Origin of the sequence: Streptomyces sp. SPB162, assembly GCF_029504575.1 — a bacterium.
Classification (GTDB): domain Bacteria; phylum Actinomycetota; class Actinomycetes; order Streptomycetales; family Streptomycetaceae; genus Actinacidiphila.
The window spans coordinates 5176889-5202342 of the sequence record NZ_JAQFII010000001.1 but is presented as its reverse complement, the minus strand read 5'-3'; the positions used below and the strand labels follow the sequence as shown (position 1 = coordinate 5202342).

General features: G+C 72.5%; 24 protein-coding genes, 1 tRNA gene, 1 pseudogene and 1 riboswitch. Of the genes and pseudogenes, 11 read left to right on the top strand and 15 right to left on the bottom strand.

Features of this window, described 5'->3' with window-relative positions; translation table 11 throughout:
• Positions 1-12 precede the first annotated feature (12 nt).
• Positions 13-987 (bottom strand): helix-turn-helix domain-containing protein, encoded by a 975-nt coding sequence (locus tag M2266_RS23875; protein WP_277440025.1) that lies wholly within the window; start codon positions 985-987, stop codon positions 13-15.
• Positions 988-1088: 101 nt separating this feature from the next.
• Between M2266_RS23875 and M2266_RS23870 the strand changes: the two genes are divergently transcribed.
• The 4 genes from M2266_RS23870 to M2266_RS23855 all read left to right on the top strand — a co-directional run bounded on the left by M2266_RS23870 (position 1089) and on the right by M2266_RS23855 (position 5699).
• On the top strand, positions 1089-1316 hold the full coding sequence (locus M2266_RS23870) for a hypothetical protein (RefSeq protein ID WP_277440024.1): 228 nt from the start codon (positions 1089-1091) through the stop codon (positions 1314-1316).
• 55 nt (positions 1317-1371) lie between these two features.
• The gene (locus M2266_RS23865) at positions 1372-1866 is read left to right on the top strand and encodes a GNAT family N-acetyltransferase (RefSeq protein WP_277440023.1); all 495 of its coding nucleotides are present in this window, start codon (positions 1372-1374) and stop codon (positions 1864-1866) included.
• A 199-nt stretch (positions 1867-2065) separates the two neighbouring features.
• Positions 2066-2143: riboswitch (cobalamin riboswitch) on the top strand.
• Positions 2144-2310: 167 nt separating this feature from the next.
• Entirely contained in the window at positions 2311-4668 is a 2358-nt protein-coding gene (locus M2266_RS23860; protein ID WP_277440022.1) for a ribonucleoside-diphosphate reductase subunit alpha, read from the top strand.
• A complete protein-coding gene (locus M2266_RS23855) occupies positions 4668-5699 on the top strand; it encodes a ribonucleotide-diphosphate reductase subunit beta (protein ID WP_277440021.1) in 1032 nt (343 codons plus the stop codon). The genes M2266_RS23860 and M2266_RS23855 overlap by 1 nt, the downstream gene beginning before the upstream one ends.
• 235 nt (positions 5700-5934) lie before the next feature.
• Here the strand turns inward: M2266_RS23855 and def are convergent, their stop codons facing one another.
• The 9 genes from def to M2266_RS23810 form a co-directional block, all read right to left on the bottom strand.
• Complete coding sequence (def, locus tag M2266_RS23850) at positions 5935-6591, bottom strand: peptide deformylase (protein WP_277440020.1); 657 nt, start codon at positions 6589-6591, stop codon at positions 5935-5937.
• A gap of 62 nt (positions 6592-6653) precedes the next feature.
• The gene (locus tag M2266_RS23845) at positions 6654-7649 is read right to left on the bottom strand and encodes a hypothetical protein (protein WP_277440019.1); all 996 of its coding nucleotides are present in this window, start codon (positions 7647-7649) and stop codon (positions 6654-6656) included.
• A gap of 17 nt (positions 7650-7666) precedes the next feature.
• A complete protein-coding gene (locus M2266_RS23840) occupies positions 7667-7789 on the bottom strand; it encodes a biotin/lipoyl-binding protein (protein ID WP_277440018.1) in 123 nt (40 codons plus the stop codon).
• A gap of 70 nt (positions 7790-7859) precedes the next feature.
• Positions 7860-9299 (bottom strand): HD domain-containing phosphohydrolase, encoded by a 1440-nt coding sequence (locus M2266_RS23835; protein ID WP_277440017.1) that lies wholly within the window; start codon positions 9297-9299, stop codon positions 7860-7862.
• Positions 9296-10690, bottom strand: coding sequence for an HD-GYP domain-containing protein (locus tag M2266_RS23830; RefSeq protein ID WP_277441329.1), 1395 nt, complete (start codon positions 10688-10690; stop codon positions 9296-9298). Before M2266_RS23830 ends, M2266_RS23835 begins: the two co-directional genes overlap by 4 nt.
• A gap of 202 nt (positions 10691-10892) precedes the next feature.
• Complete coding sequence (rsrA, locus tag M2266_RS23825; protein ID WP_269271335.1) at positions 10893-11216, bottom strand: mycothiol system anti-sigma-R factor; 324 nt, start codon at positions 11214-11216, stop codon at positions 10893-10895.
• Positions 11213-12055 (bottom strand): sigma-70 family RNA polymerase sigma factor, encoded by an 843-nt coding sequence (locus M2266_RS23820; protein WP_277440016.1) that lies wholly within the window; start codon positions 12053-12055, stop codon positions 11213-11215. Before M2266_RS23820 ends, rsrA begins: the two co-directional genes overlap by 4 nt.
• A 64-nt stretch (positions 12056-12119) precedes the next feature.
• The gene (locus M2266_RS23815; protein WP_277440015.1) at positions 12120-12776 is read right to left on the bottom strand and encodes an alpha/beta family hydrolase; all 657 of its coding nucleotides are present in this window, start codon (positions 12774-12776) and stop codon (positions 12120-12122) included.
• Between the two features lie 116 nt (positions 12777-12892).
• On the bottom strand, positions 12893-13708 hold the full coding sequence (locus M2266_RS23810) for an SOS response-associated peptidase (protein ID WP_277440014.1): 816 nt from the start codon (positions 13706-13708) through the stop codon (positions 12893-12895).
• Positions 13709-13762: 54 nt separating this feature from the next.
• Between M2266_RS23810 and M2266_RS23805 the strand changes: the two genes are divergently transcribed.
• The 4 genes from M2266_RS23805 (at position 13763) to M2266_RS23790 (ending at position 17408) form a co-directional block, all read left to right on the top strand.
• On the top strand, positions 13763-14476 hold the full coding sequence (locus M2266_RS23805; protein WP_277440013.1) for a M50 family metallopeptidase: 714 nt from the start codon (positions 13763-13765) through the stop codon (positions 14474-14476).
• Positions 14477-14577: 101 nt separating this feature from the next.
• Complete coding sequence (gene aroA / locus M2266_RS23800) at positions 14578-15918, top strand: 3-phosphoshikimate 1-carboxyvinyltransferase (RefSeq protein WP_277440012.1); 1341 nt, start codon at positions 14578-14580, stop codon at positions 15916-15918.
• A gap of 7 nt (positions 15919-15925) precedes the next feature.
• Positions 15926-16927 (top strand): ribosome small subunit-dependent GTPase A, encoded by a 1002-nt coding sequence (rsgA, locus tag M2266_RS23795; RefSeq protein WP_277440011.1) that lies wholly within the window; start codon positions 15926-15928, stop codon positions 16925-16927.
• A 157-nt stretch (positions 16928-17084) separates the two neighbouring features.
• On the top strand, positions 17085-17408 hold the full coding sequence (locus M2266_RS23790; protein ID WP_277440010.1) for a multidrug efflux SMR transporter: 324 nt from the start codon (positions 17085-17087) through the stop codon (positions 17406-17408).
• A gap of 32 nt (positions 17409-17440) precedes the next feature.
• Here the strand turns inward: M2266_RS23790 and M2266_RS23785 are convergent, their stop codons facing one another.
• Positions 17441-18100, bottom strand: a complete 660-nt coding sequence (locus M2266_RS23785; RefSeq protein WP_277440009.1) for a TetR family transcriptional regulator — start codon at positions 18098-18100, stop codon at positions 17441-17443.
• Between the two features lie 133 nt (positions 18101-18233).
• On the opposite strand from M2266_RS23785, the gene hisN reads away from it, so the two are divergent.
• Both hisN and M2266_RS23775 read left to right on the top strand, forming a co-directional pair.
• Entirely contained in the window at positions 18234-19034 is an 801-nt protein-coding gene (gene hisN, locus M2266_RS23780; RefSeq protein WP_277440008.1) for a histidinol-phosphatase, read from the top strand.
• A gap of 101 nt (positions 19035-19135) precedes the next feature.
• The gene (locus tag M2266_RS23775; protein ID WP_277440007.1) at positions 19136-19546 is read left to right on the top strand and encodes a CBS domain-containing protein; all 411 of its coding nucleotides are present in this window, start codon (positions 19136-19138) and stop codon (positions 19544-19546) included.
• Between the two features lie 159 nt (positions 19547-19705).
• Here the strand turns inward: M2266_RS23775 and M2266_RS23770 are convergent.
• Positions 19706-21162, bottom strand: a pseudogene (locus M2266_RS23770) (catalase).
• Between the two features lie 139 nt (positions 21163-21301).
• Between M2266_RS23770 and M2266_RS23765 the strand changes: the two are divergent.
• Entirely contained in the window at positions 21302-21712 is a 411-nt protein-coding gene (locus M2266_RS23765; protein ID WP_277440006.1) for a Fur family transcriptional regulator, read from the top strand.
• Here M2266_RS23765 and M2266_RS23760 read toward each other — a convergent pair.
• From M2266_RS23760 to M2266_RS23750, 3 genes are all read right to left on the bottom strand, one after another.
• Complete coding sequence (locus M2266_RS23760; RefSeq protein ID WP_277440005.1) at positions 21678-23030, bottom strand: hypothetical protein; 1353 nt, start codon at positions 23028-23030, stop codon at positions 21678-21680. The two genes, M2266_RS23765 and M2266_RS23760, sit on opposite strands and share 35 nt — an antisense overlap.
• Before the next feature lie 212 nt (positions 23031-23242).
• A tRNA-Met gene (locus M2266_RS23755) sits at positions 23243-23316 on the bottom strand.
• 92 nt (positions 23317-23408) lie between these two features.
• Positions 23409-25304: a tetratricopeptide repeat protein gene (locus M2266_RS23750; RefSeq protein WP_277440004.1), complete on the bottom strand. Its 1896-nt coding sequence runs from the start codon at positions 25302-25304 to the stop codon at positions 23409-23411.
• Positions 25305-25454: the final 150 nt, after the last annotated feature.

Genomic DNA, 25454 nt, shown 5'->3' with positions numbered 1-25454 from the left:
GGGGACCCGGTGTCACGCGCTCCGCGCGGGCACCGGGTCCCGGAACGTCCGGCGGTACGACTGCGGTGTGGTGCCCACCCACTGGACGAAGTGGTGGCGCAGGGTCGCCGCGCTGCCGAAGCCCGCGCGGGCGGCGATCGCGTCCATCGTCTCGTCCGTGCCCTCCAGCAGCTCACGTGCCAGCAGCACCCGCTGCCCCAGCAGCCAGCGGTACGGGGTGGTGCCCGTCTCCTGCTGGAAGCGGCGCGCGAAGGTGCGCGGCGACATGTGGGCGCGGGTCGCCAGCTCCTCGACGGTGACCTCGCGGTCCAGATGGCGCTCCATCCAGGTGAGCACCGCGCCCACCGTGTCGCACTGGCCGCGCGGCAGCGGCCGGTCCACGTACTGCGCCTGGCCGCCCTCCCGGTGCGGCGGCACCACCATGCGCCGGGCGATGCCGTTCGCGACCGCGCTGCCCTGCTCCTGGCGGACCAGGTGCAGGCAGGCGTCGATGCCCGCCGCCGTGCCGGCGGACGTGATCACCGGGCCGTCGTCCACGTACAGCACGTCCGCCTCGACCCGTGCGAGCGGGAAGCGGCGCTCCAGCGCCTCGGTGTGTCGCCAGTGCGTGGTGCAGCTGCGCCCGTCCAGCAGCCCGGCCGCGCCCAGCACGAACGCCCCCGAACACACGCTGAGCACCCGGCCGCCGCGCTCCACCGCGCCGCGCAGCGCGCGCAGCAGCTCCGGCGGGTACTCCGCCCGCTCGGGGAAGTCGCACCCGGCCGGAACGGCGATGAGGTCCGCCTCCTCCAGCCGGTCGATGCCGTGGGGCGTCGTGACGTCCATGCCGTTGTGCAGGTGGACGGGGGACGCGCCGACACCGACGACGGCGAAGTCGTAGACGGGCAGCCCCTGCTCACTGCGGTCGATGCCGAAGACCTCGCAGACGACGCCCAGTTCGAAGGCGTGCCCGCCGTCCATCAGAACCACTGCCACGTTTTCCAGCATGGCTCCAGCATCTCACCCGGACATCCCACTTGGCAGGAATTTGCGGTAGCGCGTCAGTCCTGCCACTCCCGATCCGGAGCGCTCCAGCCGAAAATAGATGCATGAACACATTCCTCGGCTTCCTGGCCGCCACCGCCCTGATCCTCCTGGTCGCCCTCCCCGCCCTGCTCGGCTTCCGCGTGGAGCTGCGCATCTCCCGTCAGATTCGTGCCGCCCGGGCCGCCGAGCGGCGTCACGAGGAGCGGTCCGCGGCGGCCCGCCCCGGGGGCAACCCCGCCCGGAGGGTGGGGGAGGAACTCACCCGCGGCTCCTTCAGCCCGGTCGTCTGATCCCGACCGAGCCGCTCCCCGCGGGCCCGCGGGGGCCATGCGGCAGACTACGGGGATGGACATCATCATCCGCCCCGCGCGGGCGGACGAGCTCGAAGAGGCGGGCCGCATCACCGCCGACGCCTTCATCGCCGACGGCCACACCTCGCCGGACGGCGCCTACGCCCCGAGGCTGCGGGACGCCCGCGCCCGCTCGGTGGCGGCGGAGGTGCTCGTCGCGGTCGACGCCGCGGACGACACGCTGCTCGGCTGCGTGACGTTCGCTCCCCCCGGCAGCCCCTGGGGCGACATAGCCCGGGACGGCGAGGCGGAGTTCCGGATGCTCGGTGTCGACCCCGCCGCGCGCGGCCGCGGCGCCGGTGAGGCACTCGTCCTGGCGTGCGTGGAACGGGCCCGCGCCCTGGGGGTCCGGCAACTGGTGATGTCCACCCAGCAGTCGATGAGCGAGGCCCACCGCATCTACGAACGGCTCGGCTTCCGGCGTACCCCGGACCGCGACTGGTCGCCCGTCCCGGACGTCGACCTCTTCACGTACGCCCTGCCGCTGTAGCCGCGCACGTCCTGCTCCGTAGCCGCGCACGCCCTGATCCGTAGCCCTTCACGCCCTCCCCTCGCGGCGCCTCGAACCGGTCGCGCACGCCCTCCCCTTGGTGCGCATACCGTCCACCGCGCAACACACCAGACACAACATCTGGGGTTAACGCTGCGGGGCGCCACTAGATGTATGCTCAGGGCCGCTGTCCACGCAGGGGAAGCCGGTGAGAATCCGGCACTGCCCCGCAACGGTGAGCGGTCGTGCCTGCGCACGCCCGCACAGTCCGGCCACCTGCCGACGGCGCACCCGGTCCTGCCTTCCGGGTGCAGTGTTGTCCGGGCCTCGCGGGTTGGGCCGGCGGACGCGACATGGCACACCCCTGCCCTGATGCGGTGTGCCCGAACGCGCCTGCTCCTCCCCCCGCGACGCCGTCGCCGTTCGAGGGAGAGAGCACCCAACGTGACCATCGCGCCCGCAGCCCCCGCCGCAGCAGGAACCATCCTGCTGCACACCCTGACGGAACTGACCGTCGACCTCCCCGACACCGACCCCGGCCGGGTCGCCGCCGCGGCGCTCCGCGGCCGCAACGCCGGATCGGACGAGGCCGAACTGCGGGCGCTGGCCACCGAGGCCGCCGCCGGGCTGATCTCCGAGGACCCCCAGTACAGCCGGCTCGCGGCCAGGCTGCTGGCCCGCGCCGTCGCCGACGAGGCGGCCGGCCAGGGCGCCGTCTCCTTCTCCGCCTCCATCGCCGTCGGACACCGCGAGGGCCTGATCGCCGACGCCACGGCCGAGTTCGTCCTGCTGCACGCCGCCCGCCTGGACGCGATGATCGACGACACCGCCGACGACCGCCTGGAGTACTTCGGCCTGCGCACCCTGCACAGCCGCTACCTGCTCCGGCACCCGATCACCCGTCAGGTCATCGAGACCCCGCAGCACTTCCTGCTGCGCGTCGCCTGCGGCCTGGCCGCGGACCACTCGGTGCGCGCCCTGGTCGAGGTCGGCGAGCTCTACGCGCTGACCAGCACGCTCTCTTACCTCCCCAGCTCCCCCACGCTCTTCAACTCCGGCACCCGGCACCCGCAGATGTCCTCGTGCTACCTGCTGGACTCCCCGCTCGACGAGCTGGACTCGATCTACGACCGCTACCACCAGGTCGCCCGGCTGTCCAAGCACGCCGGTGGCATCGGCATCCCGTTCAGCCGGATCCGCTCCCGCGGCTCGCTGATCCGCGGCACCAACGGGCACTCCAACGGCATCGTCCCGTTCCTGCGCACCCTCGACGCCTCCGTCGCCGCCGTCAACCAGGGGGGCCGGCGCAAGGGCGCCGCCGCCGTCTACCTGGAGACGTGGCACGCCGACATCGAGGAGTTCCTGGAGCTGCGCGACAACACCGGCGAGGAGGCCCGGCGCACGCACAACCTCAACCTCGCGCACTGGATCCCCGACGAGTTCATGCGCCGGGTGGACGCCGACACCGACTGGTCGCTGTTCTCCCCCGCCGACGTGCCCGAGCTCGTCGACCTGTGGGGCGGCGACTTCGACGCCGCCTACCGCAAGGCCGAGGACGCCGGCCTGGCCATCAAGACCATCCCGGCCCGCCAGCTCTACGCCCGGATGATGCGCACCCTCGCGCAGACCGGCAACGGCTGGCTGAACTTCAAGGACTCCGCCAACCGCACCGCCAACCAGACGGCGCTGCCCGGCAACGTCGTCCACTCCTCGAACCTGTGCACGGAGATCCTGGAGGTCTCCGACGACGGCGAGACCGCCGTCTGCAACCTCGGCTCGGTCAACCTCTCCGCCCACCTGGGCCGTGACGGTGCAATGGACTGGGAGAAGCTCGACGCGACGGTCCGCACCGCCGTCACCTTCCTCGACCGCGTGGTGGACATCAACTTCTACCCGACCGAGCAGGCCGGCTCGTCGAACTCCCGCTGGCGGCCGGTGGGCCTGGGCCTGATGGGTCTGCAGGACGTGTTCTTCCAGCTGCGGCTGCCCTTCGACTCCGCCGAGGCGCGGACCCTGTCCACCCGGATCTCCGAGCGGATCATGCTCGCCGCGTACGAGGCGTCCGCCACCCTCGCCGAGCGGCATGGCCCGCACCCGGCCTGGGAGCAGACCCGCACCGCCCAGGGCGTGCTGCACCCCGATCACTACGACACCGCCGACTCGCTCTGGCCCGAGCGCTGGGACGCGCTGCGCGCCCGGATCGCGAAGACCGGCATGCGCAACTCGCTGCTGCTGGCCATCGCGCCCACCGCGACGATCGCCTCGATCGCGGGCGTCTACGAGTGCATCGAGCCGCAGGTCTCCAACCTCTTCAAGCGCGAGACGCTGTCGGGTGAGTTCCTCCAGGTCAACTCCTACCTGGTGAACGAGCTCAAGGAGCTCGGCGTCTGGGACGCGCAGTCCCGTGAGGCGCTGCGCGAGTCCAACGGCTCCGTCGAGGGCTTCACCTGGATCCCGGCCGAGGTGCGCGCCCTGTACCGCACCGCGTGGGAGCTGCCGCAGCGCGCCCTGATCGACATGGCCGCGGCGCGCACCCCGTACCTGGACCAGAGCCAGTCGCTGAACCTCTTCATGGCCTCGCCGACCATCGGCAAGCTCAGCTCGATGTACGCGTACGCCTGGAAGCAGGGCCTGAAGACCACGTACTACCTGCGGTCCCGCCCCGCCACCCGGATCGCCCGCGCCGCCGCGGCGGCCCCGGCGGCACCGGTGGCCGCACCCATCCCCCTCCAGCAGACGACCGACGACGACGCCGTCGCCTGCTCCCTGGAAAACCCCGAGTCCTGCGAGGCCTGCCAGTAATGCCGACCACTCCCCACACGACGACGCACGAGAAGCACCTGCTGGACCCGGGCTTCGAGCTGACCCTGCGCCCCATGCGGTACCCGGAGTTCTACGAGCGCTACCACAACGCGATCAAGAACACCTGGTCCGTCGAGGAGGTCGACCTCCACTCCGACGTCGCCGACCTCGCCAAGCTCTCCCCCGGCGAGCAGCACATGATCGGCCGCCTCGTCGCGTTCTTCGCGACCGGCGACTCGATCGTCTCCAACAACCTCGTGCTCACGCTCTACAAGCACATCAACTCGCCCGAGGCGCGGCTCTACCTGTCCCGCCAGCTCTTCGAGGAGGCCGTGCACGTCCAGTTCTATCTGACGCTGCTCGACACGTACCTCCCCGACCCGGATGACCGGGCCGCCGCGTTCGACGCGGTCGAGAGCATCCCGTCGATCCGCGAGAAGGCGCAGTTCTGCTTCAAGTGGATGGACTCGGTCGAGAAGATCGACCGGCTGGAGTCGAAGGCCGACCGCCGCCGCTTCCTGCTCAACCTCATCTGCTTCGCGGCGTGCATCGAGGGGCTGTTCTTCTACGGCGCCTTCGCCTACGTCTACTGGTTCCGCTCGCGGGGCCTGCTGCACGGCCTGGCGACCGGCACCAACTGGGTCTTCCGGGACGAGACCGGCCACATGGACGCCGCGTTCGCGTTCGTCGACACCGTCCGCGAGGAGGAGCCGGACCTCTTCGACGCGGACCTCGACCAGCAGATCACCGACATGATCCGCGAGGCGGTCGAGGCGGAACTGCAGTTCGGCCGCGACCTCTGCGGCGACGGCCTGCCGGGCATGAACACCGAGTCGATGCGCGAGTACCTCCAGTGCGTCGCCGACCAGCGCCTCGCCCGGCTCGGCATCAAGCCGGTCTACGGCTCGGAGAACCCCTTCTCCTTCATGGAGCTCCAGGGCGTCCAGGAGCTGACCAACTTCTTCGAACGCCGCGCCTCCGCCTACCAGGTGGCGGTAGAGGGCACGGTCGCCTTCGACGACGACTTCTAGTGCTCTGGCCGGAAGGGTTTGCCTGGTTCGCGGCGTCCGGCGCGGTGCGTCGCACGGCGGAGGATCGTCCTCGTACCGGGCGTACTCGGACGACTCCGACAACGCGGTGAAGTGCCGTGCCGGGCGTCGCGAACCGGTGAACCTTTCCGGCCAGAGCACCAGGCACCACCCCTGGCAACGCGTAAGGGCCCCGCTCCATGAGCGGGGCCCTTACGCGTGGTGGTGCCGGCGACGGTCAGTCGTTGGGGACCGTCTCGAACTTCGGGGTGGCCTCTTCCATCTGGCGCAGCACGTCCTTGCGGTCGCGCTTGGAGAGGCGGTCGATGTAGAGGCGGCCGTAGAGGTGGTCGGTCTCGTGCTGGAGGCAGCGGGCGAAGTAGCCGGTGCCCTCCAGGGCGATGGGGTTGCCCTCCAGGTCCTGGCCGCGGACGATCGCGTAGTCCGGGCGGGCCAGCTCCATGTAGGCGCCGGGCACCGAGAGGCAGCCCTCATTGGAGTCGTCGAGCACGCGCCGGTCGGCGGGGATCTCGTCCAGGACGGGGTTGCAGACGGCGCCGGTGTGGCGCACGCCGTCGTCGTCCGGGCAGTCGTAGACGAAGACCTTGAGGTCGACACCGATCTGATTGGCGGCGAGGCCTACACCCTCGGCGGCCTTCTGGCTCGCGAACATGTCGTCCACGAGGGCGGCCAGCGCGTCGTCGAACTCCGTGACGTCGCGGCACTCCTTGTGGAGCACCGGGTTGCCCACGACGGTGATCGGGCGGGCCGTCCCGCGCTCGCGGTACGCCAGCTCGCGCGCCTCGGCGTCCGTGGTGTCGTCGAAGAACTCGGACGCCTCATCGTGCACGTGCGCGTGCCGGTCCTGCTGCTTCTCGGTTTCCTGCTGCGACATGTTCCGCCGTACGCCTTCCCAATTCCGTCATAGACCCGTCAAGCGTACGGGGCCGCGCAAGGTCAGCAGACCTCCTCCAGGTCCCGCCAGTCCCGGGTGTCAGGGCTGTCGGCGATCCAGCTGTCGAGGAGGCCGCGGACGAGGGCGGCGGGCGCCGCTATGCCGCACTCTCGTTCGGGGACCCACAAGGTGCCCGCGCTGTGGTGGCTGAGGTGGCCCGGATGGCCGGGTTCCCCGTGGTCATGGGGGTCGCGCGAGGTCGCGGAGCCGTCGTCGGTGGGCATCCGGCTCTCCGAGCAGGTACGGCACAGCAGCCGCACGGACGACGACCAGTCCTCGGCGGCGAAGCCCGCGTCGGCGGCCAGTCGCTCCAGGGCGTCCCGGTCGGCCGCGGTGGCGGCCTCCAGCAGGACCAGCCACGTCGGCACCGGTGAGGGCGCCCACAGCTCGATCTCGTCGAAGACGGGGTACACGGACTTCGCGGAGCCCTCCGCGGTGGCGCGCTCGCCGTGCGGGACGCCGTCGTGCAGCACGACCTCGCCCCAGCGGCGGCCCGAGGACGGCAGCGGGATGCTCAGGACCTCGATGCGTGCCGGGTCCAGCCGGCGGCCCCAGACGACCTCGGCCTCGCCCTCCGGGGACAGCCGGACGGCGGCGCTGCCCAGCGCCAGCCGGACGGCCTCCTCGGACGCGCTCTCCGCGGAGCCGGACGGCAGCCGCAGCCCGTACGCCTGCCAGGAGCGGCGGGCCAGCGGCCAGTCCTGCAGGGCGGTGGCCGCGATGCCGAGGTTCCACCAGTCCGGGGCGCCGCCGTCGCGGTCCAGCAGGGCCACGGCGCGCAGCCCGGCCGTGCGGGCCTGCTCCCAGTCATGGCGGAACTTGTGCAGCAGGGCGAGGTTGTACCAGGACTCCGAGAGCCACGGTTCCATGTCGGCGGCACGCGTGAGCAGCGCTCCCGCGTCCTCGTAGCGCCCGTCGCCGATGAGCGAGAAGGCGCGGTCGGTGGCCTGCCGCCACGTAGGGGAGGGCCGGTGCCGCACTCTGCCGAAGATCCTCACGATTTCCGCCTGCCTGCTCAGCCGATCACGGCCAGGACGTCGCCTTTCCGCACCACGTCCCCCTCGGACACCTTCAGCCCGGTGACGATTCCCGGCATCTCGGTGAGTACCGGGATTTCCCGCTCCACGGTCTCCAGCATGACGACGCTCCCGTTCCCCCGCAGGTTGTCTGCCCGGTCAGTGACAACCTTCCACATTTCGGTTCCGGTCTCAGTCTGGATTCCGGTCCTCACCACTCCTCCTTGCCATCCCCAGCCGCATCCAACCATGCCGGTCGCGGGCGCCGCTCATTACCGTCCGGTTCCCGGCAGGAGCCCGGTCCGCTCCGCCGCGGGCGAGAACGCGGGTCAGCGCGTCCACGACGGCCGGATCGTAGTCCCTGGCGGTGGAGAGCCGCAGCCGCTCCACGGCCGCCAGGCGGCGCTCCAGGGCCTCCGTCCCGCCGGTGAGGTCCTCGTACGCGTTGACGGCGCGGACGATACGGCCCGCGAGGGGCTGTTCGCGGTAGGGCTCGGCCTGGCGCTCGACGATCACCGCCACCTCGGCGGGGACGCCGGTCTGCCGGACCACGACGCCGCCCAGCGCCGCGATACGGCGCTGCTCCTCCGGTTCGAGCGGTTCGGTGGCGCCCCCGGGAACGGGGTCGACGAGGGAGAGCTGGCCGATGTCGTGCATGAGGGCGGCGTACTCCAGAAGCAGCAGCTCACGCTGCGCCATCCCCAGCTCCCGGCCGACCTCCCGGCCGAGGGCGGTCACCCGGCGGGCGTGGCCCGCGGGCGTGTAGCCGGCGACCTCGGTGGCGCGGGCGAGGGAGGCGATGGTCTGCCGGTAGGTGGCCCGGATCGCGGCGTGCCGGCGGAACGACGCCTGGGTGAGGAGCAGCGGGAGGCTGAAGACGGGCAGCGCCCAGAGCCCGGCGACACCGACCGCCAGGGCCATCACGACCCCGCCGGCGCAGACGGCGGAGCCGATGGTGGCCAGCGCCCGCAGCTCGTCGCGCAGCACCGGCGCGAAGGGGTGGCCGCTCCTGGCGACGGCGAGGGCGGTGGCCAGGACGGCGTCGCACAGGGCGGTGAGCGCGAGCAGCGCGAACAGGAACAGCGCGTACAGCGGTCCCGGGTGGAGGAACCGCAGCATTCCGGAGTTGTAGAGCGGCTGGAAGCACGTGGCGGCGAAGGCGACGGCGAGGACGCGGCGGGCGGCGTTGTCGAGGGAGCCCGCGTAGGTGGTGTCCACGGTGCCCGGAGTGGTTGTACGGGGTCCGGGCAGCGCGCGGGCGAGCCGGCCGAGCAGGGCGGCCGCCACGACGACGGCGACCACCTGCGGCACACCGTGGGTGGTCCGGCTGCCGTCCGCCTCGCCGAGCAGCGCGTACGCCAGTGCCCCCGCGGTGGCCAGCGGCGCCGCCTCGCGGTCGCCGGGCAGCGGGATCCGGGTCGCCTCCCCTACCGCGACCAGCGCGCCGAAGGCGGCGGCGGTCGCGGGCTCGGCGACGCCGGCCCAGGCCGTCCAGCCGATCGCCACGACGGTGAGCAGCGCGGTGGCCGCGTAGGCGGCCCCTACGAAGGGGGGCGTACGGGGACCGGTCGCACCCCGTCCGGGGGACCATCGGGGTGGCAGGGTGGCGGGATCGTCGCGGGGCGCCGTCATGGCCGGCGGTCCGGCGCGGGGGCGGTGGCGGCGCGGCCCCCGGAGCGCGGCGGCGGCAGGCCGGGCCCGTCAGGGGTGGACGGGTCAGGGACGTCGGCCGTCGCGGCGGGGGTCCAGACGTGCCGGTCGAGCGCGCGGACGAGACCGGTGACCATGACCGGGTCGAAGTGCGTACCGGCGCAGCGGCGGAGTTCGTCCAGCGCCTCCCCGACGCTCCTGGCCCGGCGGTAGCTGCGGGTGGAGGTCATCGCGTCGAAGGCGTCCGCGACGGCGACGACGCGGGCGAACTCGGGGATCTCGTCGCCGGTGAGCCCGAAGGGGTAACCGGCGCCGTCCATCCGTTCGTGGTGGTGCAGGATCGCGGCTCGGGCCTCGCCGAGGAACGCGATGCCGCGCACCACCTCGTGGCCGTACTCCGGGTGCAGTTCGATCACCCGGCGCTCGTCCGGGGTCAGCGGCCCGTTCTTGCGCAGCAGCCGGGTGGGCACACCGATCTTCCCGATGTCGTGCAGGATCCCGGCGAAGCGCAACGCGTCCACCCGGTCCTCGGCCATGCCGAGCTCGCGGGCGATGAACACCGAGGCGCGGCCGACGCGCTCGCTGTGGCCGCGCGTGTAGCGGTCCTTGATCTCGACGGCCTGCACGAGGGCCCTGACGGTGGCCCGGTGCGCGGTGTGTTCACGGTGGACCTGCGCGAAGACCCACCAGGCGATGTACATGGGGAGCAGCACCAGGATCGCGGCGAAGGCCCCGTACGAGCCGCGCCACAGCGCCGCCATCATCAGCCCGACCATCCCGTAGGTCAGGTGCGGGGCGATCGAGCCCAGCAGCGGGGTGCCCCAGGCGGCGCGCGGCGGGCAGCGCTCGGCGGTGACCAGGACACCGCCGACGAGCGTGGTGGCCACCACGCAGAAGGTGAGCGCGGCAGCGGCGGCCGGGAGCAGCAGATACGGGAAGTCGAGGTCGCGCAGGGCGCGTTCGCCGTCCAGCAGGCGCTGCGCGTGCCCCGCCGCGAAGGTGGCGACGCCGAGCTGGCCCGCTCGCCAGCAGCGCCGCAGCCATCGCGGGCTCTGCCCGACCCGGCCGGCCAGCGACCCCGGTAGGGCGACGAGCGCGGCGGCGGACGGCGGCAGCATCAGTGCCGCGGCGAGCAGGACGGGGTAGAACGAGCCGGTACCTGCGGGCGCCTCGCCTCCGGGCCCCCGGCCCGCGGACCACGGGCCTCCCCGCCCCACGGGCAGTAAGCCCAGCTCGCAGACCGCGTAGAGGACGGCGAGGACGGCGACCGTCGCCCAGGGCGTGCGGCCGTCGAGGGCCGGGGCCGCGCACAAGGCCGCGGCGAGCAGGACCACCGCGATGTAGCCGCGGGCGGCCGGCGGCAGCGTCCGCAGGCTCACCGCGATCCTCGACCGCAGGCGGCCCGCGCCGATCGCCGAGCGGCCCGCCAGGAGCCTCGAACCCAGCACCCTGCCTCCCAGTGCCTGCGACGGGGCGCGGCTCAGCCCCCGATGAGTCCTCGGAGGATAGGGCCGCGCCCGTCGGGCGGGAGACCGATGTGCGGTATAGGCGGAATGGCGCCGTCGTCAGTCACCCCTACGGGTGAGCTTCGGCTCCGCTCCCGGCGATGATCTCGGGCGCCTGTTCCGGCACCGGCGCGATCTCGCCGGAACGGATCAGCTCGATCCGCATCATGACCTTCGACCTGAGGTCGGTGGGAACGTCGTCATGGCCGCAGCAGCGTTTGACGAGCTTCTTCACCGCCTGTTCGAGGCCGTACTTCTCCAAGCAGGGGTGGCACTCGTCGAAGTGCTCCCTGAACTTGGCGCAGGCGTCGTCGGACATCTCCTCGTCGAGGTACTCGTAGAGGTGGTCGAGTACCTCGGAGCAGTCCGTCTCATGTGCGTTGCCGCAGCTCATGTCCCTGAGCCCTTCTCGTCTCCCGCGCCGGCCGGGACGAGCCCGCGCTCACGGGCGTAGTCCTCGAGCATCGAGCGCAGCTGGCGCCGCCCGCGGTGCAGTCGGGACATCACCGTGCCGATGGGTGTCCCCATGATGTCGGCGATCTCCTTGTACGCAAAGCCCTCGACATCCGCGAGATAGACCGCGATGCGGAACTCCTCGGGGATCGCCTGCAGCGCCGACTTCACGTCGGAGTCGGGCAGGTGGTCGAGCGCCTGGGACTCGGCGGAACGCAGGCCGGTCGACATGTGCGACTCGGCGCGTGCGAGCTGCCAGTCCTCGATCTCCTCCGACCCGCTGCGCAGCGGCTCGCGCTGCTTCTTGCGGTAGGAGTTGATGAAGCTGTTGGTGAGGATGCGGTAGAGCCACGCCTTGAGGTTCGTGCCCTCGCGGAACTGGTGGAAGGACGCGTACGCCTTCGCGTACGTCTCCTGCACCAGGTCCTCGGCGTCCGCGGGGTTGCGGGTCATCCGCAGCGCGGCCGAGTACATCTGGTCGAGGAACGTGAGGGCGTCGCGCTCGAAACGCTCGTTGCGCTCCGCGGAGCTCTCCTGTGCTTCCTCGCCGGCCGTGCCCGCAGCACCCGCTGTGCCGTCGTCGGTGCCGGTGACCGGAACCACCTCCTCCAAAACGGTCACGGGGCCGAAGCCGGACCCGCTCGGTTCGGAGGATATCCCGCTGGAGATCGGCGTGCCGGGCGTGCCGGTCCTGCCGCCTGTCGCAGGCCACTGGGCCCAGTCCAGGTACGGTGCCTTCGCCTTCGCGTTCGCACGTGGCTGGCATGCGGCTGAAACCATGCGGCGGCCTTCCTCACTCTGCGTTTTCGTACCGGTGATCCGGACAACGCACACGTCCCACCTGTCATTCCCGCCGGTCCCGCGGCCTCGTGCGAACAGACGTGTGACCGAGTCCGGACAGCCAGCCGCCGACACCGTCCGTGATCACGCCCAGTGCGTCCTCCTGGGAGAGGTCGGCTTTTTTGGGCACCGCGAAGCCGTGGTCGGCGTACGGCACCGCCACGATCTCCGTCCCGGCGGGGAACTCCTCCGGCGGTCCGAAAGGATCCCGGCCGCCCTGCACCACCAGGGTGGGAACGCCGGCCCCCAGCAGCTCGGCGGCCCGCGACTTCTCCGGCCGGCCCGGCGGGTGCAGCGGGAACGACAGCGCCAGCACGGCCACCGCACCCAGCTCCACGGCCGTACGGCAGGCGACCCGGGCCCCGGCGCTGCGGCCGCCGGCGATCACCGGCAGACCGGGCTCCGCCAGGACGGGCCACAGCGCGCGCCACGCCACGTCCAGCGTCTTGGGCGCGGGCGCCAGCTTCTTCCCCGCCACCCGCCACGGCTGCTCCACGAGCGCCACGGTCACGCCCAGGGCGGGCAGCGCGGCGCCCAGCGCGACCAGGTCGCGCGCCTCGATGCCGCCGCCGGCGCCGTGTCCCAGCGCGAGGACCGCCCGCGCGTCGCGTCCGCCGTCATGCCAGGTCACGCGGGCCTCGCCCGCCGGTGTGTCGATCACCCGCCCCATCCTGCCGGTCCCGGCCGGGAAGTCCCGGTCGGACGTCCCGGTCGGAATGTCCCGGTCGGACGTCCCGGTCAGACGTCCCGGTCAGACGTCCCGGTCAGACGTCCCGGTCAGAAAAGGGTCTCCTCCTCGGGAGCGGCGAGCGCGTCGGTGAGCTGCGGCCCGTTGTTCCTGACGTTGCTGACCTCCGTGGACACCGGGTACACCCGCATCGCGCCGGCCGGCGGCGGCACGAGCAGGGCGCGCACCTCGTCGGGGTCGGTGGTGGCCGGACGCAGCCAGGCGTCCCAGCGGTCCGGCGTCAGTACCAGCGGCATCCGGGGGTGGATGTCGGCCAAGCTGGCCGGGCCCTCGCCGGCGAATCCGGCGGGCGGGGTCCGCTCCGCCTCCGTCGTGATGACGGTGCAGGTGGACCACCAGGCCTGCGGATGGTCGTCGGGCAGCGTCCGGTCCCGCCAGAACTCGTACAGCCCGGCCATCGCCATCACCGAGCCGTCCGCGGGGGTCACGAAGTAGGGCTGCTTACGCGCCCGCTTCTTCTTCCCCCGCTCCTCCAGCTCCCGCTCCTCCCTCGCGGTGACCCACTCGTAGTACCCGTCGGCGGGTATGAGGCAGCGGCGGGCACTGAAGGGGCGGCGGAAGGACGGCTTCTCATGCACCGTCTCCGCCCGCGCGTTGATCATCTTCACGCCGACGTCCGGTGTCTTCGCCCAGGAGGGCACCAGCCCCCAGCGCAGCCTCCGCAGCCGGCGCACCGGCTCCGGGCTCTGCGCGCCCTTCACCGGGCGCTCCAGCACGACGTACACCGAGGCGGTCGGCGCCACGTTCCAGCTCGGCGCCAACTCCTCCTCCGGAGACTGCTGTTGAACCTCGAAGAGAGCCGCCAGATCCCCGGGTTGCCGGCTCGCCGCATATCGACCGCACATGAGTGCCAGACTGCCACGGCACTCAGACACCGCACCGCTCGTTGCAGGGGAACGATGGATATCAAGAGCTTCACGGAACTATGGGACCGCGTGGTCGGCACGCAGCCAGATCCGTCGGCCTGGCTGGTCGGCGGTACGGCGCTGATAGCCCTGGCCGCCGTGCTGCCCGACGGCGTCTGGCGGCTGAGCCGCAACGCAATCACGATCGCGCACGAGGGCGGCCACGGCCTGCTCGCCCTGCTGACCGGCCGCAGCCTGGAGGGCATCAGGCTGCACTCCGACACCTCGGGCCTCACCGTCTCGCGCGGCAAGCCCTCGGGGCTGGGCATGGTGCTGACGGCCGCCGCCGGGTACACCGCGCCGCCGCTGCTGGGCCTGGCCGGGGCCGCGCTGCTGGCCGCCGGGCACATCACGGCACTCTTGTGGGGGGCCACCGCGCTGCTGCTGGCGATGCTGGTCATGATCCGCAACGCGTACGGGGCGCTCACGGTCCTCATCACCGGCGCCGCGTTCCTGCTGGTCTCCTGGCTGACCGGACCGCAGGTCCAGGCGGCCTTCGCCTACCTCGTGGTGTGGTTCCTGCTGCTCGGCGGCTCGCGTCCGGTCTTCGAACTGCAGCGCACCCGCAGACGCGAACGGTCGAACACCTCGGACGCGGACCAACTGGGCCGGCTGACCCACACCCCGGTGGGCCTGTGGCTGCTGCTGTTCTACGCGACGGCCGTCTGCGCGCTCGTCGGCGGGGGGCGCTGGCTCCTCGGCCTGTGAGCCCCCAGGGCCGCTGTCGGGCTCCGGTACGCCTCTTTCGGGTCCCCACCCGGCTGCCGCACCCGGGGCGGGGAAGCCGCCAGCCACTAGGCTTGGCTCCCATGACCGACAGTTCCCCGCACACCGCCCTCTGGCCCGCCCCCGTCGCCCCCGGCCCCGTCGACGCGACGGTCACTGTGCCCGGATCAAAATCGGTCACCAACCGCGCGCTGGTGCTCGCCGCGCACGCCTCCGAGCCCGGCTGGATCCGGCGCCCGCTGCGCAGCCGCGACACCGTGCTGATGGCGGACGCGCTGCGCGCCATGGGCGTGCAGATCGACGAGCAGGTGAACACCGTCGGCGGCGGCGAGGTCTGGCGGGTCATCCCGGCCGGCCTGCGCGGCCCGGCACGGGTCGACGTCGGCAACGCGGGCACCGTCATGCGCTTCCTGCCGCCGGTCGCGACGCTGGCCGACGGCCCGGTCCGCTTCGAGGGCGACCCGCGCGCGTACGAGCGCCCGCTGCAGGGCGTGATCGACGCGCTGCGCACGCTGGGGGCCCGGATCGACGACGAGGGACGCGGCGCCATGCCGCTGACCGTGCAGGGCGCCGGCTCGCTGTCCGGCGGGACGGTGACGATCGACGCCTCGTCGTCCTCGCAGTTCGTGAGCGCGCTGCTGCTGTCCGGGCCGCGCTTCAACCAGGGCCTCGAACTGCGGCACACCGGCCGCGCGCTCCCCTCCCTCCCCCACATCCGCATGACGATCGACATGCTGCGGCTCGCGGGCGGGAAGGTGGACTCCCCGCAGGACGGCGGCGAGCCGAATGTGTGGCGCGTCGCACCGAGCGCGCTGCTCGGCCGGGACCTGACGATCGAACCGGACCTTTCGAACGCGGCGCCGTTCCTCGCGGCGGCGCTGGTCACCGGCGGCCGGGTCACCGTGCCGGACTGGCCGGAGCGGACCACCCAACCGGGCGAAGCGCTGCGGGAGCTCTTCACCCGCATGGGCGGTGTCTGCGAGCTGACCGAGCTGGGCCTGACGTTCACCGGCACCGGCCGGATCCTGGGGATCACCGCGGACCTGCACGAGGTCGGCGAGCTGACACCCGTCATCGCGGCGGTCGCCGCACTGGCCGAGTCCGAGTCCGTGCTGTCCGGGGTCGCGCACCTGCGGCTGCACGAGACGGACCGCCTCGCCGCGCTCGTCACCGAGATCAACGGGCTGGGCGGCGACGCCACCGAGACCGAGGACGGCCTGCGGATCCGGCCCCGCACGCTGCACGGCGGGGTCTTCCACACCTACGAGGACCACCGGCTGGCGACGGCGGCGGCCGTGCTCGGCCTGGCCGTCCCCGGCGTGCAGGTGGAGAACGTCGCCACGACCGCGAAGACCCTCCCGGAGTTCCCGGAGCTGTGGACCGAGATGCTCGGGGCCTCCTCCGTCACGGCGGGGCGGGGCTGACCACGCCATGCGCCGCTACGGAAAGAACCCGGACGAGGACGACATCCGGGTCCGCCCGAACACCAAGGGCAACCGCCCCCGCACCAATATCCGGCCCAAGCACGAGGACGCGGCCGAGGGCATGGTCCTCACCGTGGACCGCGGCCGGCTGCACGTACTGATCGGCGAGCGCACCATCGTCGCGATGAAGGCCCGTGAGCTGGGTCGCAAGAGCGCCGTGGTGGGCGACCGGGTCGCGGTCGTCGGCGACCTGTCGGGCGACAAGGACACCCTGGCGCGGATCGTGCGGGTCGAGCCGCGCAAGTCCGTACTACGCCGCACCGCCGACGACGACGATCCGTACGAGCGCGTGGTCGTCGCCAACGCCGACCAGCTCGCGATCGTCACCGCGCTGGCCGACCCCGAGCCGCGCCCCCGCATGATCGACCGCTGTCTGGTGGCGGCGTACGACGCGGGTCTGGAGCCGCTGCTCGTGCTGACCAAGTCCGATCTGGCCTCGCCGGACAAGCTGTTGGAGACCTACGCCACGCTGGGCGTGTCCTACGTGGTCACCAACCGGGACAACTTCCTGACCGGAGGGGTGGACGCGGTCCGCGAGCGCCTCAAGGGCCGCATCACCGCGTTCGTCGGGCACAGCGGCGTCGGGAAGACGACCCTGGTGAACGCGCTCGTCGAACGGCAGCGCGCCACCGGCATCGTCAACGCCGTCACCGGCCGCGGCCGGCACACCACCACGTCGGCGCTGGCCCTCCCGCTGCCGGGCGACGACGGCTGGGTCGTGGACACCCCGGGCGTGCGCTCCTTCGGCCTGCACCACATCGACCCGTCGCGCGTCATCCTGGCCTTCCCCGAACTGGTGGCCGGGACCGAGGAGTGCCCGCGCGGCTGCAGCCACGACGAACCCGAGTGCGCGCTGGACGCGTGGGTCGCCGCCGGCCACGCCGATCCCGCCCGGCTCGACTCGCTGCGCCGGCTGCTCGCGACCCGGGAACGCCGCGAGGGCGACTGATCCGCGGCGTCCCGGCGCCTTCTTCCGTCCGTACGCCCGTTTGCCGTTCCATCCCAGGAGCGTCGGCGCCATTTCCGGGCATGCTGTGTGATGATCCATCAGTCCGACAGCGGCGCCTCGGACGGCGGGCACGGCGACGGAACGGGAGGCACCTCGGATGGCATGGCTGCTCGTGGTGGTCGCAGGCATCCTGGAGACCGGCTTCGCGGTCTGTCTCAAGCTCTCCCACGGGTTCACCCGCCTGTGGCCGACGATCGCCTTCGCGGTCTTCGCCCTCGGGAGCTTCGGGCTGCTCACGCTGTCCCTGCGGAAGCTCGACGTGGGTCCCGCGTACGCGGTGTGGACGGGGATCGGCGCCTCGGGCACCGCGATCTACGGCATGGTCTTCCTCGACGACATCGTCTCGACGCTCAAGATCGTCTCGATCTGCCTGGTGCTGGCGGGAGTTGTGGGCCTCCAGCTGTCCGGTTCCTCGCACTGACGGCGCGCGTCCGTCGGGCCGGGGCCGCGCGGTTACCAGCCGTGCGCCAGCAACCCGCGGACCAGTCGCGCGACCTGGAGGCAGGCGTCCTCGTCGGAGGTCGAAGGGGCCACGACATAGGCGAGCGTGAGCCGGACCGCGACCTCGCACGCCCAGCCGATATCGGCCAGATCCAGCTTCGGGTAGCCGTGTTCGAGGGCACCGACGGCCCGGTTGCGGATCTCGGTGACGAGTTCGGCGGGCGAGGGCGGGACTTCGGCCGCCGGGGCGAGCGTCCCCGGGGTGTGCGGGGACGCCGTCCACCCCGAGTGCTGCGAGCGCTGCGCCGGGATCCCGGCGACCGCCACGGCCGGCAGCCGCTCGCTGCGGCAGCCCGTCAACGTGGCGCGGACCAGCGGGCTGCGACGCGCGCTGTGCAGCGTCCAGGCCGTCGCGGCGGCGAAGCAGTCACCCGCGTCCGCGCCGTGCCGTTCCGCTTCCGCCAGGGCGTTCTCGACCCCGGACAGGAACATGTCGGCCTCGCGGCGCGCGAGCGCGCGGGCGAGGCCTTCCTTGCTGCTGAACTCGTTGTAGAGGGTCTGCCGGGACACCCCGGCCGACACGGCGACGTCCACCATCCGCACCGCCGCCCAGGGCCGGGCGCCCAGTGCGGCCAAGGCCGCGTCCAGTAATGACTCCCGCGCAGTAGGCATCGATTGCCTCCAAGGCCCCGCATATGCCCGGACAGCGGCCGTGGGCAAAGAATTGACGCGCCGCAGACCGCTGTCAAGGCTCCGCGCACTGTCCGCGTGACCTCGGCCGGTTGCGATCGCTACTGTTCGCGTTATGCCCGACTTCAACGACGACCTGCGCCTCGCCCACATCCTCGCGGATGCCGCCGACGCCACCACCATGGAGCGCTTCAAGGCTCTGGACCTCAAGGTGGAGACCAAGCCCGACATGACGCCGGTGAGCGAGGCGGACAAGGCGGCGGAGGAGTTGATCCGCAGTCAGTTGGGCCGCGCCCGGCCGCGGGACGCGGTCCTCGGCGAGGAGTACGGCAGCCACGGCAACGGCCCGCGGCGGTGGATCGTCGACCCGATCGACGGCACCAAGAACTACGTGCGCGGGGTTCCCGTCTGGGCGACTCTCATCTCGTTGGTGGTGAGTGGCGAGCACGGCGACGAGGGCGTGGTGGGCGTGGTCTCCGCACCGGCGCTCGGGCGCCGCTGGTGGGCCTCCAAGGGTCGGGGCGCGTACACCGGGCGCAGTCTGTCGGCCGCCACGCGGCTGACGGTCTCTAAGATCAACAAATTGGAGGACGCGTCCTTCGCGTACTCCTCGCTCAGCGGCTGGGAGGAGCAGGGCCGGCTCGACGGCTTCCTGCACCTGTCCAGGAACTGCTGGCGCACCCGCGGCTACGGCGATTTCTGGCCGTACATGATGGTCGCCGAGGGCTCGGTCGACATCTGCGCCGAGCCGGAACTGAGCCTGTGGGACATGGCGGCGCCCGCCGTCATCGTCCAGGAGGCCGGCGGCCGGTACACCAGCCTGGACGGGGAGCCGGGCCCGTTCGGCGGGAACGCGGCGGCCTCCAACGGCCTCCTGCACGAGGAACTGCTCGGCTACCTCGGGCGCACCGGCTGAGGAAGCCGTTCCGCATGTGCCCTTGCTGCGCGGGACGGGGCGTGTGAACATGAGAATGCCCGAGCTTGTGAACTTGTGAACGCATTCTCTAGGGGTAGCCCATGCTCGTCCGAGACGCCATGAGCACCGTCGTCCTGACCATCGGACCCGCCCACACCCTGCGCCAGGCGGCCTGCCTGATGTCCGCCCGACGGATCGGCGCGGCCGTCGTCCTCGACTCCGACACCTGGGGGCTCGGCATCCTCACCGAGCGCGACATCCTCAACGCCATCGGCGCCGGTCTGAACCCGGACGTCGAGACCGCCCACGACCACACCACCACCGACGTCGTGTTCGCGACGCCCGAGTGGACCCTGGAGGACGCGGCGTCCGCCATGGTGCACGGCGGCTTCCGGCATCTGATCGTGCTCGACGGCCGCGACCCGGTCGGCATCGTCTCGGTCCGCGACATCATCCGCTGCTGGACCCCGGCCCGGGCCACGGCCGGGGCGCAGGGCGCGCTCGCCGGCTGAGCCCGGGCGCGGGCATGGCGAAGAGGCCGGAGCCCCTTGGCGTCCGGCCTCTTCGGTCTACGACCCGGGGAACGATGCGGAGCGGGCTCCCGGCGTCCTGCGACTCCGCTCGCCCATCCACTCCGCACCGCCCCCCAGGTCGTTACGGCAGGCGTCCGGTCAGCCGCGGAGGGCCTGGACCGCGGTTTCCAGCCGCTTGCCGTAGTCGGGGTCCGCCTGGCGGAAGTTGTTCACCGCGCGCTCGGCGATGTCGTCGCGCGACACCTTGGCGATGAACTGCGCCAGGTTGTCGACCAGGCGCTCCTTCTCGTCCTCGGACAGGGACCGGTAGAGGTTGCCGGCCTGCACGAAGTCGTTGTCCTCGGCGTGCGTGGGCGCCTCGGTGGCTCCGTCGACACCGGTGACCGGCACTGGCTGCCACAGCGGCACGCCGGTCTCCCGCGGGCCGCCGAAGCTGTTCGGTTCGTAGTTCTTCGAGCCCTTGTGCCGGCCGTCGTACAGGTATCCGTCGCGGCTGTTCGTCCGCGCCACGCGTGCGGGCGGTTCACCGGCAGGTGGTCGGCGTTGATGCCGACGCGGTAGCGGTGGGCGTCGCCGTACGCGAAGAGCCGGCCCTGGAGCATCTTGTCGGGGGACGGGCCTATGCCGGGCACGAAGTGCGCCGGGGAGAAGATCGACTGCTCGACCTCGGCGAAGATGTTCTCCGGGTTGCGGTTGAGCTCCAGCTTGCCGATCTCGATCGGCGGGTAGTCCGCGTGCGGCCACACCTTGGTGAGGTCGAACGGGTTGAAGCGGTACGTCGCCGCGTCGGCCGCGGGCATGATCTGGACCTGCACCGTCCAGGACGGGAAGTCGCCGCGTTCGATCGACTCGCGCAGGTCGCGCTGGTGCGAGTCGGGGTCCATGCCCGAGAGCTGGTTCGCCTCGGCCGTGGTCAGGTTCTTGATGCCCTGGTCGGCCTTGAAGTGGTACTTGACCCAGAAGACCTCGCCCGCGGCGTTGTTCCACTGGTAGGTGTGCGAGCCGTAGCCGTTCATGTTCCGCAGCGTCGCCGGAATACCGCGGTCACCGAAGAGCCAGGTCACCTGGTGCGTCGACTCGGGGCTCAGACCCCAGAAGTCCCATACGTTGTCCGCCTCCTGGGAGCCGGTGTACGGGTCGCGCTTCTGGGTGTGGATGAAGTCGGGGAACTTGATGGCGTCCTTGATGAAGAACACCGGGGTGTTGTTCCCGACGAGGTCGTAGTTGCCGTCCTCGGTGTAGAACTTCAGCGCGAAACCGCGCGGGTCGCGCACCGCGTCCGCCGAGCCCAGGTTGCCCGCCACGGTGGAGAACCGCAGGAACGTCTCGGTCCGCTTGCCGACCTCGGACAGGAACGCCGCCCGGGTCCACCGCGAGACGTCGCGCGTCACGGTGAAGGTGCCGTAGGCGCCGGCGCCGCGGGCGTGCACGACGCGCTCCGGGATGCGCTCCCGGTTGAAGTGCGCGAGCTTCTCGAGCAGCGACTGGTCCTGGATCAGTACCGGGCCGCCCGGTCCCGCCGTCTGGCTGTTCTGGTTGTCCGCCACCGGCGCGCCCGCCTCGGTGGTCAGCGGGCCCGTCTCCTGAACCGTCACGTATGTCTCCCTGGATCCTGATCGACCTGTCCTCGGCTGTCGCCGGAATCGATCCTACGATAGACAGAGTCTAAGTCAAGAAGAGAACTATCACCGGACTCATTCGGATCCCGGACCAGGCACTGTTAAGCTGACCGCCATGAGTGACCTACTGGGACGACTGCGCGAACGCGGCTGGCGGCTCACCGCCCAGCGGCGGGTCGTGGCCGAGGTCCTCGACGGCGACCACGTCCACCTGACCGCCGACGAGGTGCACGCCCGTGCCGCCGCACGGCTGCCGGAGATCTCCCGGGCGACCGTCTACAACACCCTGGGCGAGATGGTGACCCTCGGCGAGGTCATCGAGGTCGCGACGGACGGCCGCGCCAAGCGGTACGACCCGAACGCGCACCAGCCTCACCAGCACCTGATCTGCTCGGGCTGCGGCACGATCCGCGACGTCCGCCCCTCCGGCGACCCGCTCGCCACCCTGCCCGCGACCGAGCGCTACGGCTTCACCGTCGCGGACGTCGAGGTCACCTTCCGCGGTCTGTGCCCCGACTGCTCCTGACGGACCCGCCCGGCGCGAGCCGCTCGGCCGCCCTGCGCACCGCGGGCTCGGACCGGGTCCTGCCCACCCAGACCGTCTCCGCGGGCACCTGCGCGGCCACCCGGGCCAGCGCGTCGAACACCTCCCTGGCCACCCCCGCGTCGGGGTCGAGCGCCAGCGGTGCGAGCAGCCGCACCAGGTCGTCCGCGGGCGCGAGCCGCCCCAGCGCACGCACCGCGCAGCGCCTTACCCGTGCCGCTCGCGCGGGCGGCCCCGGCTCGGTGAAGCGCAGCAGCATCGCGACGTCCGACGCGTCCCCACACTCCCCCAGGCCCGCCAGCAGGCCGGCCACCAGCCCCGCCGGAGTGCCGGGCGCGCAGCGGCCGAGCTGCCGGCGGTAGACCCGGGCCGGCGGCTCACCGCGCCGGTACAGCTGCCACCGCGCCTGCGCCCGCACCATCCGGGCCGGATCGGCGAGCACGGCCACCAGGCGCGCGGCCGGCACGTCGGAGGGGAGTGCGGCCACCGCCAGCTCCCGCACCACCGCGCCGCGCGCCCCCATCAGCTGGCCCGCCTGCTCCGGATCGATCTCCAGCAGCCGTTCCGCGCACAGCCGCCGGCAGACCTGGTCCCGGTCGTACAGTGCGGTCCGCAGCAGGTCGCCGCGTACGTACTCCCCCAGTTCCAGAGCCAGTTCCATACCGAAGCGGCGGGTCTGCGGGTCGCCGTCGGCGGCCAGCGCCCGCACCGCGCGCCGGTACCCCGGCTCCGCGAGCACCGTGCGGTATCCGGCCAGACCGCCCGCCCGGCGCCGGCCGCCCAGCCGCAGCAACAACCGCAACGCGGCCGCGACTTCGTCGGGCGCGGTCCGCGCGGGCAGCGCCGCCACGGCGCGCTCCCGTACGGCGGGCACCCAGTCGACCGTGCGCAGAGCCAGCGCCGTGGCGGCCAGCGGGCCGCCGACCCCGGCCAGCGCCTCCACGGCGGCCTGCCGGACGTGGCCGTCACGGTCCAGCGAGGCGAGCAGCAGGCGCAGCGGATCGGTGCCGCCCGGACGCGGCGGCAAGGCCGTACCACCGCGGGCGCGGGCACCGCGGTCCAGGTGGGGCAGCAGCTCGGGAGGCGACCGCAGCAGCGCCTCGAGAGCCGCGGCGCGGTCGTACGGGGGGCCGGCGTCCACGGTGGCCCGCAGGGCGTCCAGCAGCGCCTCGACGGCCTCCGGACGGCCGGACACGGCCGCCCGACACAACCCGCTCCAGCGCTCCGCGTCCAGCACCGCGGCCGATGCCGGCCCGTCACGCCGGCGCAGCACGGTCCGCCCAAACCGTCCGCGCAGCAACCCTGCCTCCTCGCACCGCCTAGAGGACCAGGATCGCGCCGGCGGGAAAGGCTTCCAAGGATGTTTGCGCGCTTTTGCCCGAACGATGTCCGAGCCACTACTACGGCGGACGCCCGGGGCCTTTCGGGGCCGCGCACCACGGGGGAACGACAGGGGGAGAACGACGAAGGCCCGGTTCCTGATTTCTCAGGAACCGGGCCTTCGTACTGAAGTAGCGGGGACAGGATTTGAACCTGCGACCTCTGGGTTATGAGCCCAGCGAGCTACCGAGCTGCTCCACCCCGCGCCGTTGTGTCCTCACTGTAGACCAGCGGCGCTGAGCAGTGCAAATCAGTTCCGGACAGGCCCGGCGGCACAGGCCGCGGGGCCGCTCGGGGCCTACGCCGTGAGCTCCTGGTTCAGGGCGTCGGTGAGGCGCGCGGCGCGCTCGGCGACCTCGGCCGGGCCGCACTCGACCGCACGCGCGCACCAACCCTGGGCCTCGGCCAGCTCGCCGTGCCGCGCGGCCAGCAGCGCCATCCGCAGCGCGGCGCGGCCGTGTCCGCCGTCGGCGGCACGGGTCCACCACAGGGCGGCCTCGGGCTCGCTGCCCTCGCGGGCCAGCAGCAGCCCCAGGTTGAAGGCGCCGTTGCGGCTGCCCGCCTCGGCGGCCTCGCGGTACCAGTGCGCGGCGTCCACCACGTCGCCGCGCTTGGCGGCGCACATACCGAGCCGCACCTGGGCCCGCCGGTGGCCCTGCCGGGCGGCGCGCCCGTACCACTCCTCGGCCTCCTCCTCGGCCTCGTCGGTGTCCGCGCGGTCGAGCAGCGCACCGAGCCGGAAGGCCGCCTCGGGGCTGCCGCCGCCCGCGGCGCACCGCAGGTGGCGCTCGGCGCCGTGGTGGTCGCCCTCGCGCAGCAGCACGATGGCGACCTGCAGCGCGGCCTCGGTGTGGCCGGCCGCGGCGGCACGCTCGTACCAACGGCGGGCGGCCGCCTCGTCACCCCGGTTGGTGTGCAGGATCCCGAGGTTGAAGGCGGCGTCGACGCTGCCGGCCTCGGCCGCCTTGGAGAACCACGGCTCGGCGCCGGCCGCGTCGCCGCGCTGCAGCAGCAGCACGGCGAGCGCGTTGGCGGCCTCGCGGTGTCCGGCGTAGGCGGCCTTGCGGTACCACTGCTCGGCCTGGGCGGTGCGGCCCTGGCCGGCGCAGAGCAGGCCGAGGTTGAACGCCCCGTTGATGTCGCCCGCCGCCAGGGCGCTGCGGTACCAGCGCTCGGCGGTCTGCGTCTCGCCCTCCTCGGCGTGCAGCGCTCCGAGCGCGTTGGCGGCGTTGCCGTCGCCCGCCTGGGCGGCGCGGCGCCACCACGTGGCGGCGGAGTCCACGTCGCCGGCGTCGCGCAGCAGGAAGGCGAGCGCGCAGGCGGCGCGCGCCTCGCCGTCACGGGCCGCGGTCAGGTACCAGTGCCCCGCTTCCTTCGTCTCGCCGCGCTCCTCCAGGAGCGTGCCGAGGCGCAGCGCGGCGCGGCGGTGCCGGCGCGCGGCGGCCTGCCGGTACCACTGCTCGGCCTCGCGCTCCTCGCCGCGCTCGGCGCAGATCCGCGCGATGCGGTACGAGGCCTCGCGGTGGCCGTGCTCGGCGGCGACCCGGAACCAGCGCTCGGCCCCGACGTCACGCCGGTGGTCCAGCAGGTCGGCCAGGGCGTACGCGCCCAGCGTGTGGCCCGACTCGGCGGCCTGGCGCAGCCAGTACTCGGCGCCGGGCTCGTCGCCGCGCTCGCGGTAGTGGCGGCCCAGGGCGTGCGCGGCCGGCGCGGAACCCGCGACGGCGGCGATCCGCCACCAGTTGGCCGCCTCTTCCGGGTAGCCGCGCTGATGCAGCAGCAGGGCAAGGTTGTTGGCGGCGGCGCGGTCGCCGTTCGCGGTCGCGGCACGCAGGTACGGCTCGGCCCCGTCCAGGTCGCCGCGGCGCAGCAGCAGGGTGCCCAGCGCGCTCATGGCGGCGGGGTCGCCGTGGTCGGCGGCCCGGCGGTGCCGGATCTCGATCTCGGCCTCCTCGCGGACGGCGAGGCTCTCCTCGTCGGCGAGTTCGGCGGCCTCCGAGGCCTCGGGCAGATCGGACGGCTCGACCTGGGCATCGGTCCTGGCAACGGGAAGCGACTCGGCGCGCGGCGCCGGCAGCAGGCCGGTGACAGCGGGTACGAGCCTGGAAGCGGACGTCGACGTCTCACCCGTCGACCCGCGATCATGGATCTGACGAGTATTCAGCAGCCTTGCACCATCCCCCATAAGGTCCATCGTTGCACCACCTGTTACCGCCGTACACCTGGTATACCGCAACCCAATTGGTCACTTCAGCGTTTTGTCGACTTCCCGACTTGACGCCTTACCAAACGCGCAGCTCCGCGCGTACCCCAAATAAGTGAAGAGGCCCGGAGTCTGTTGACT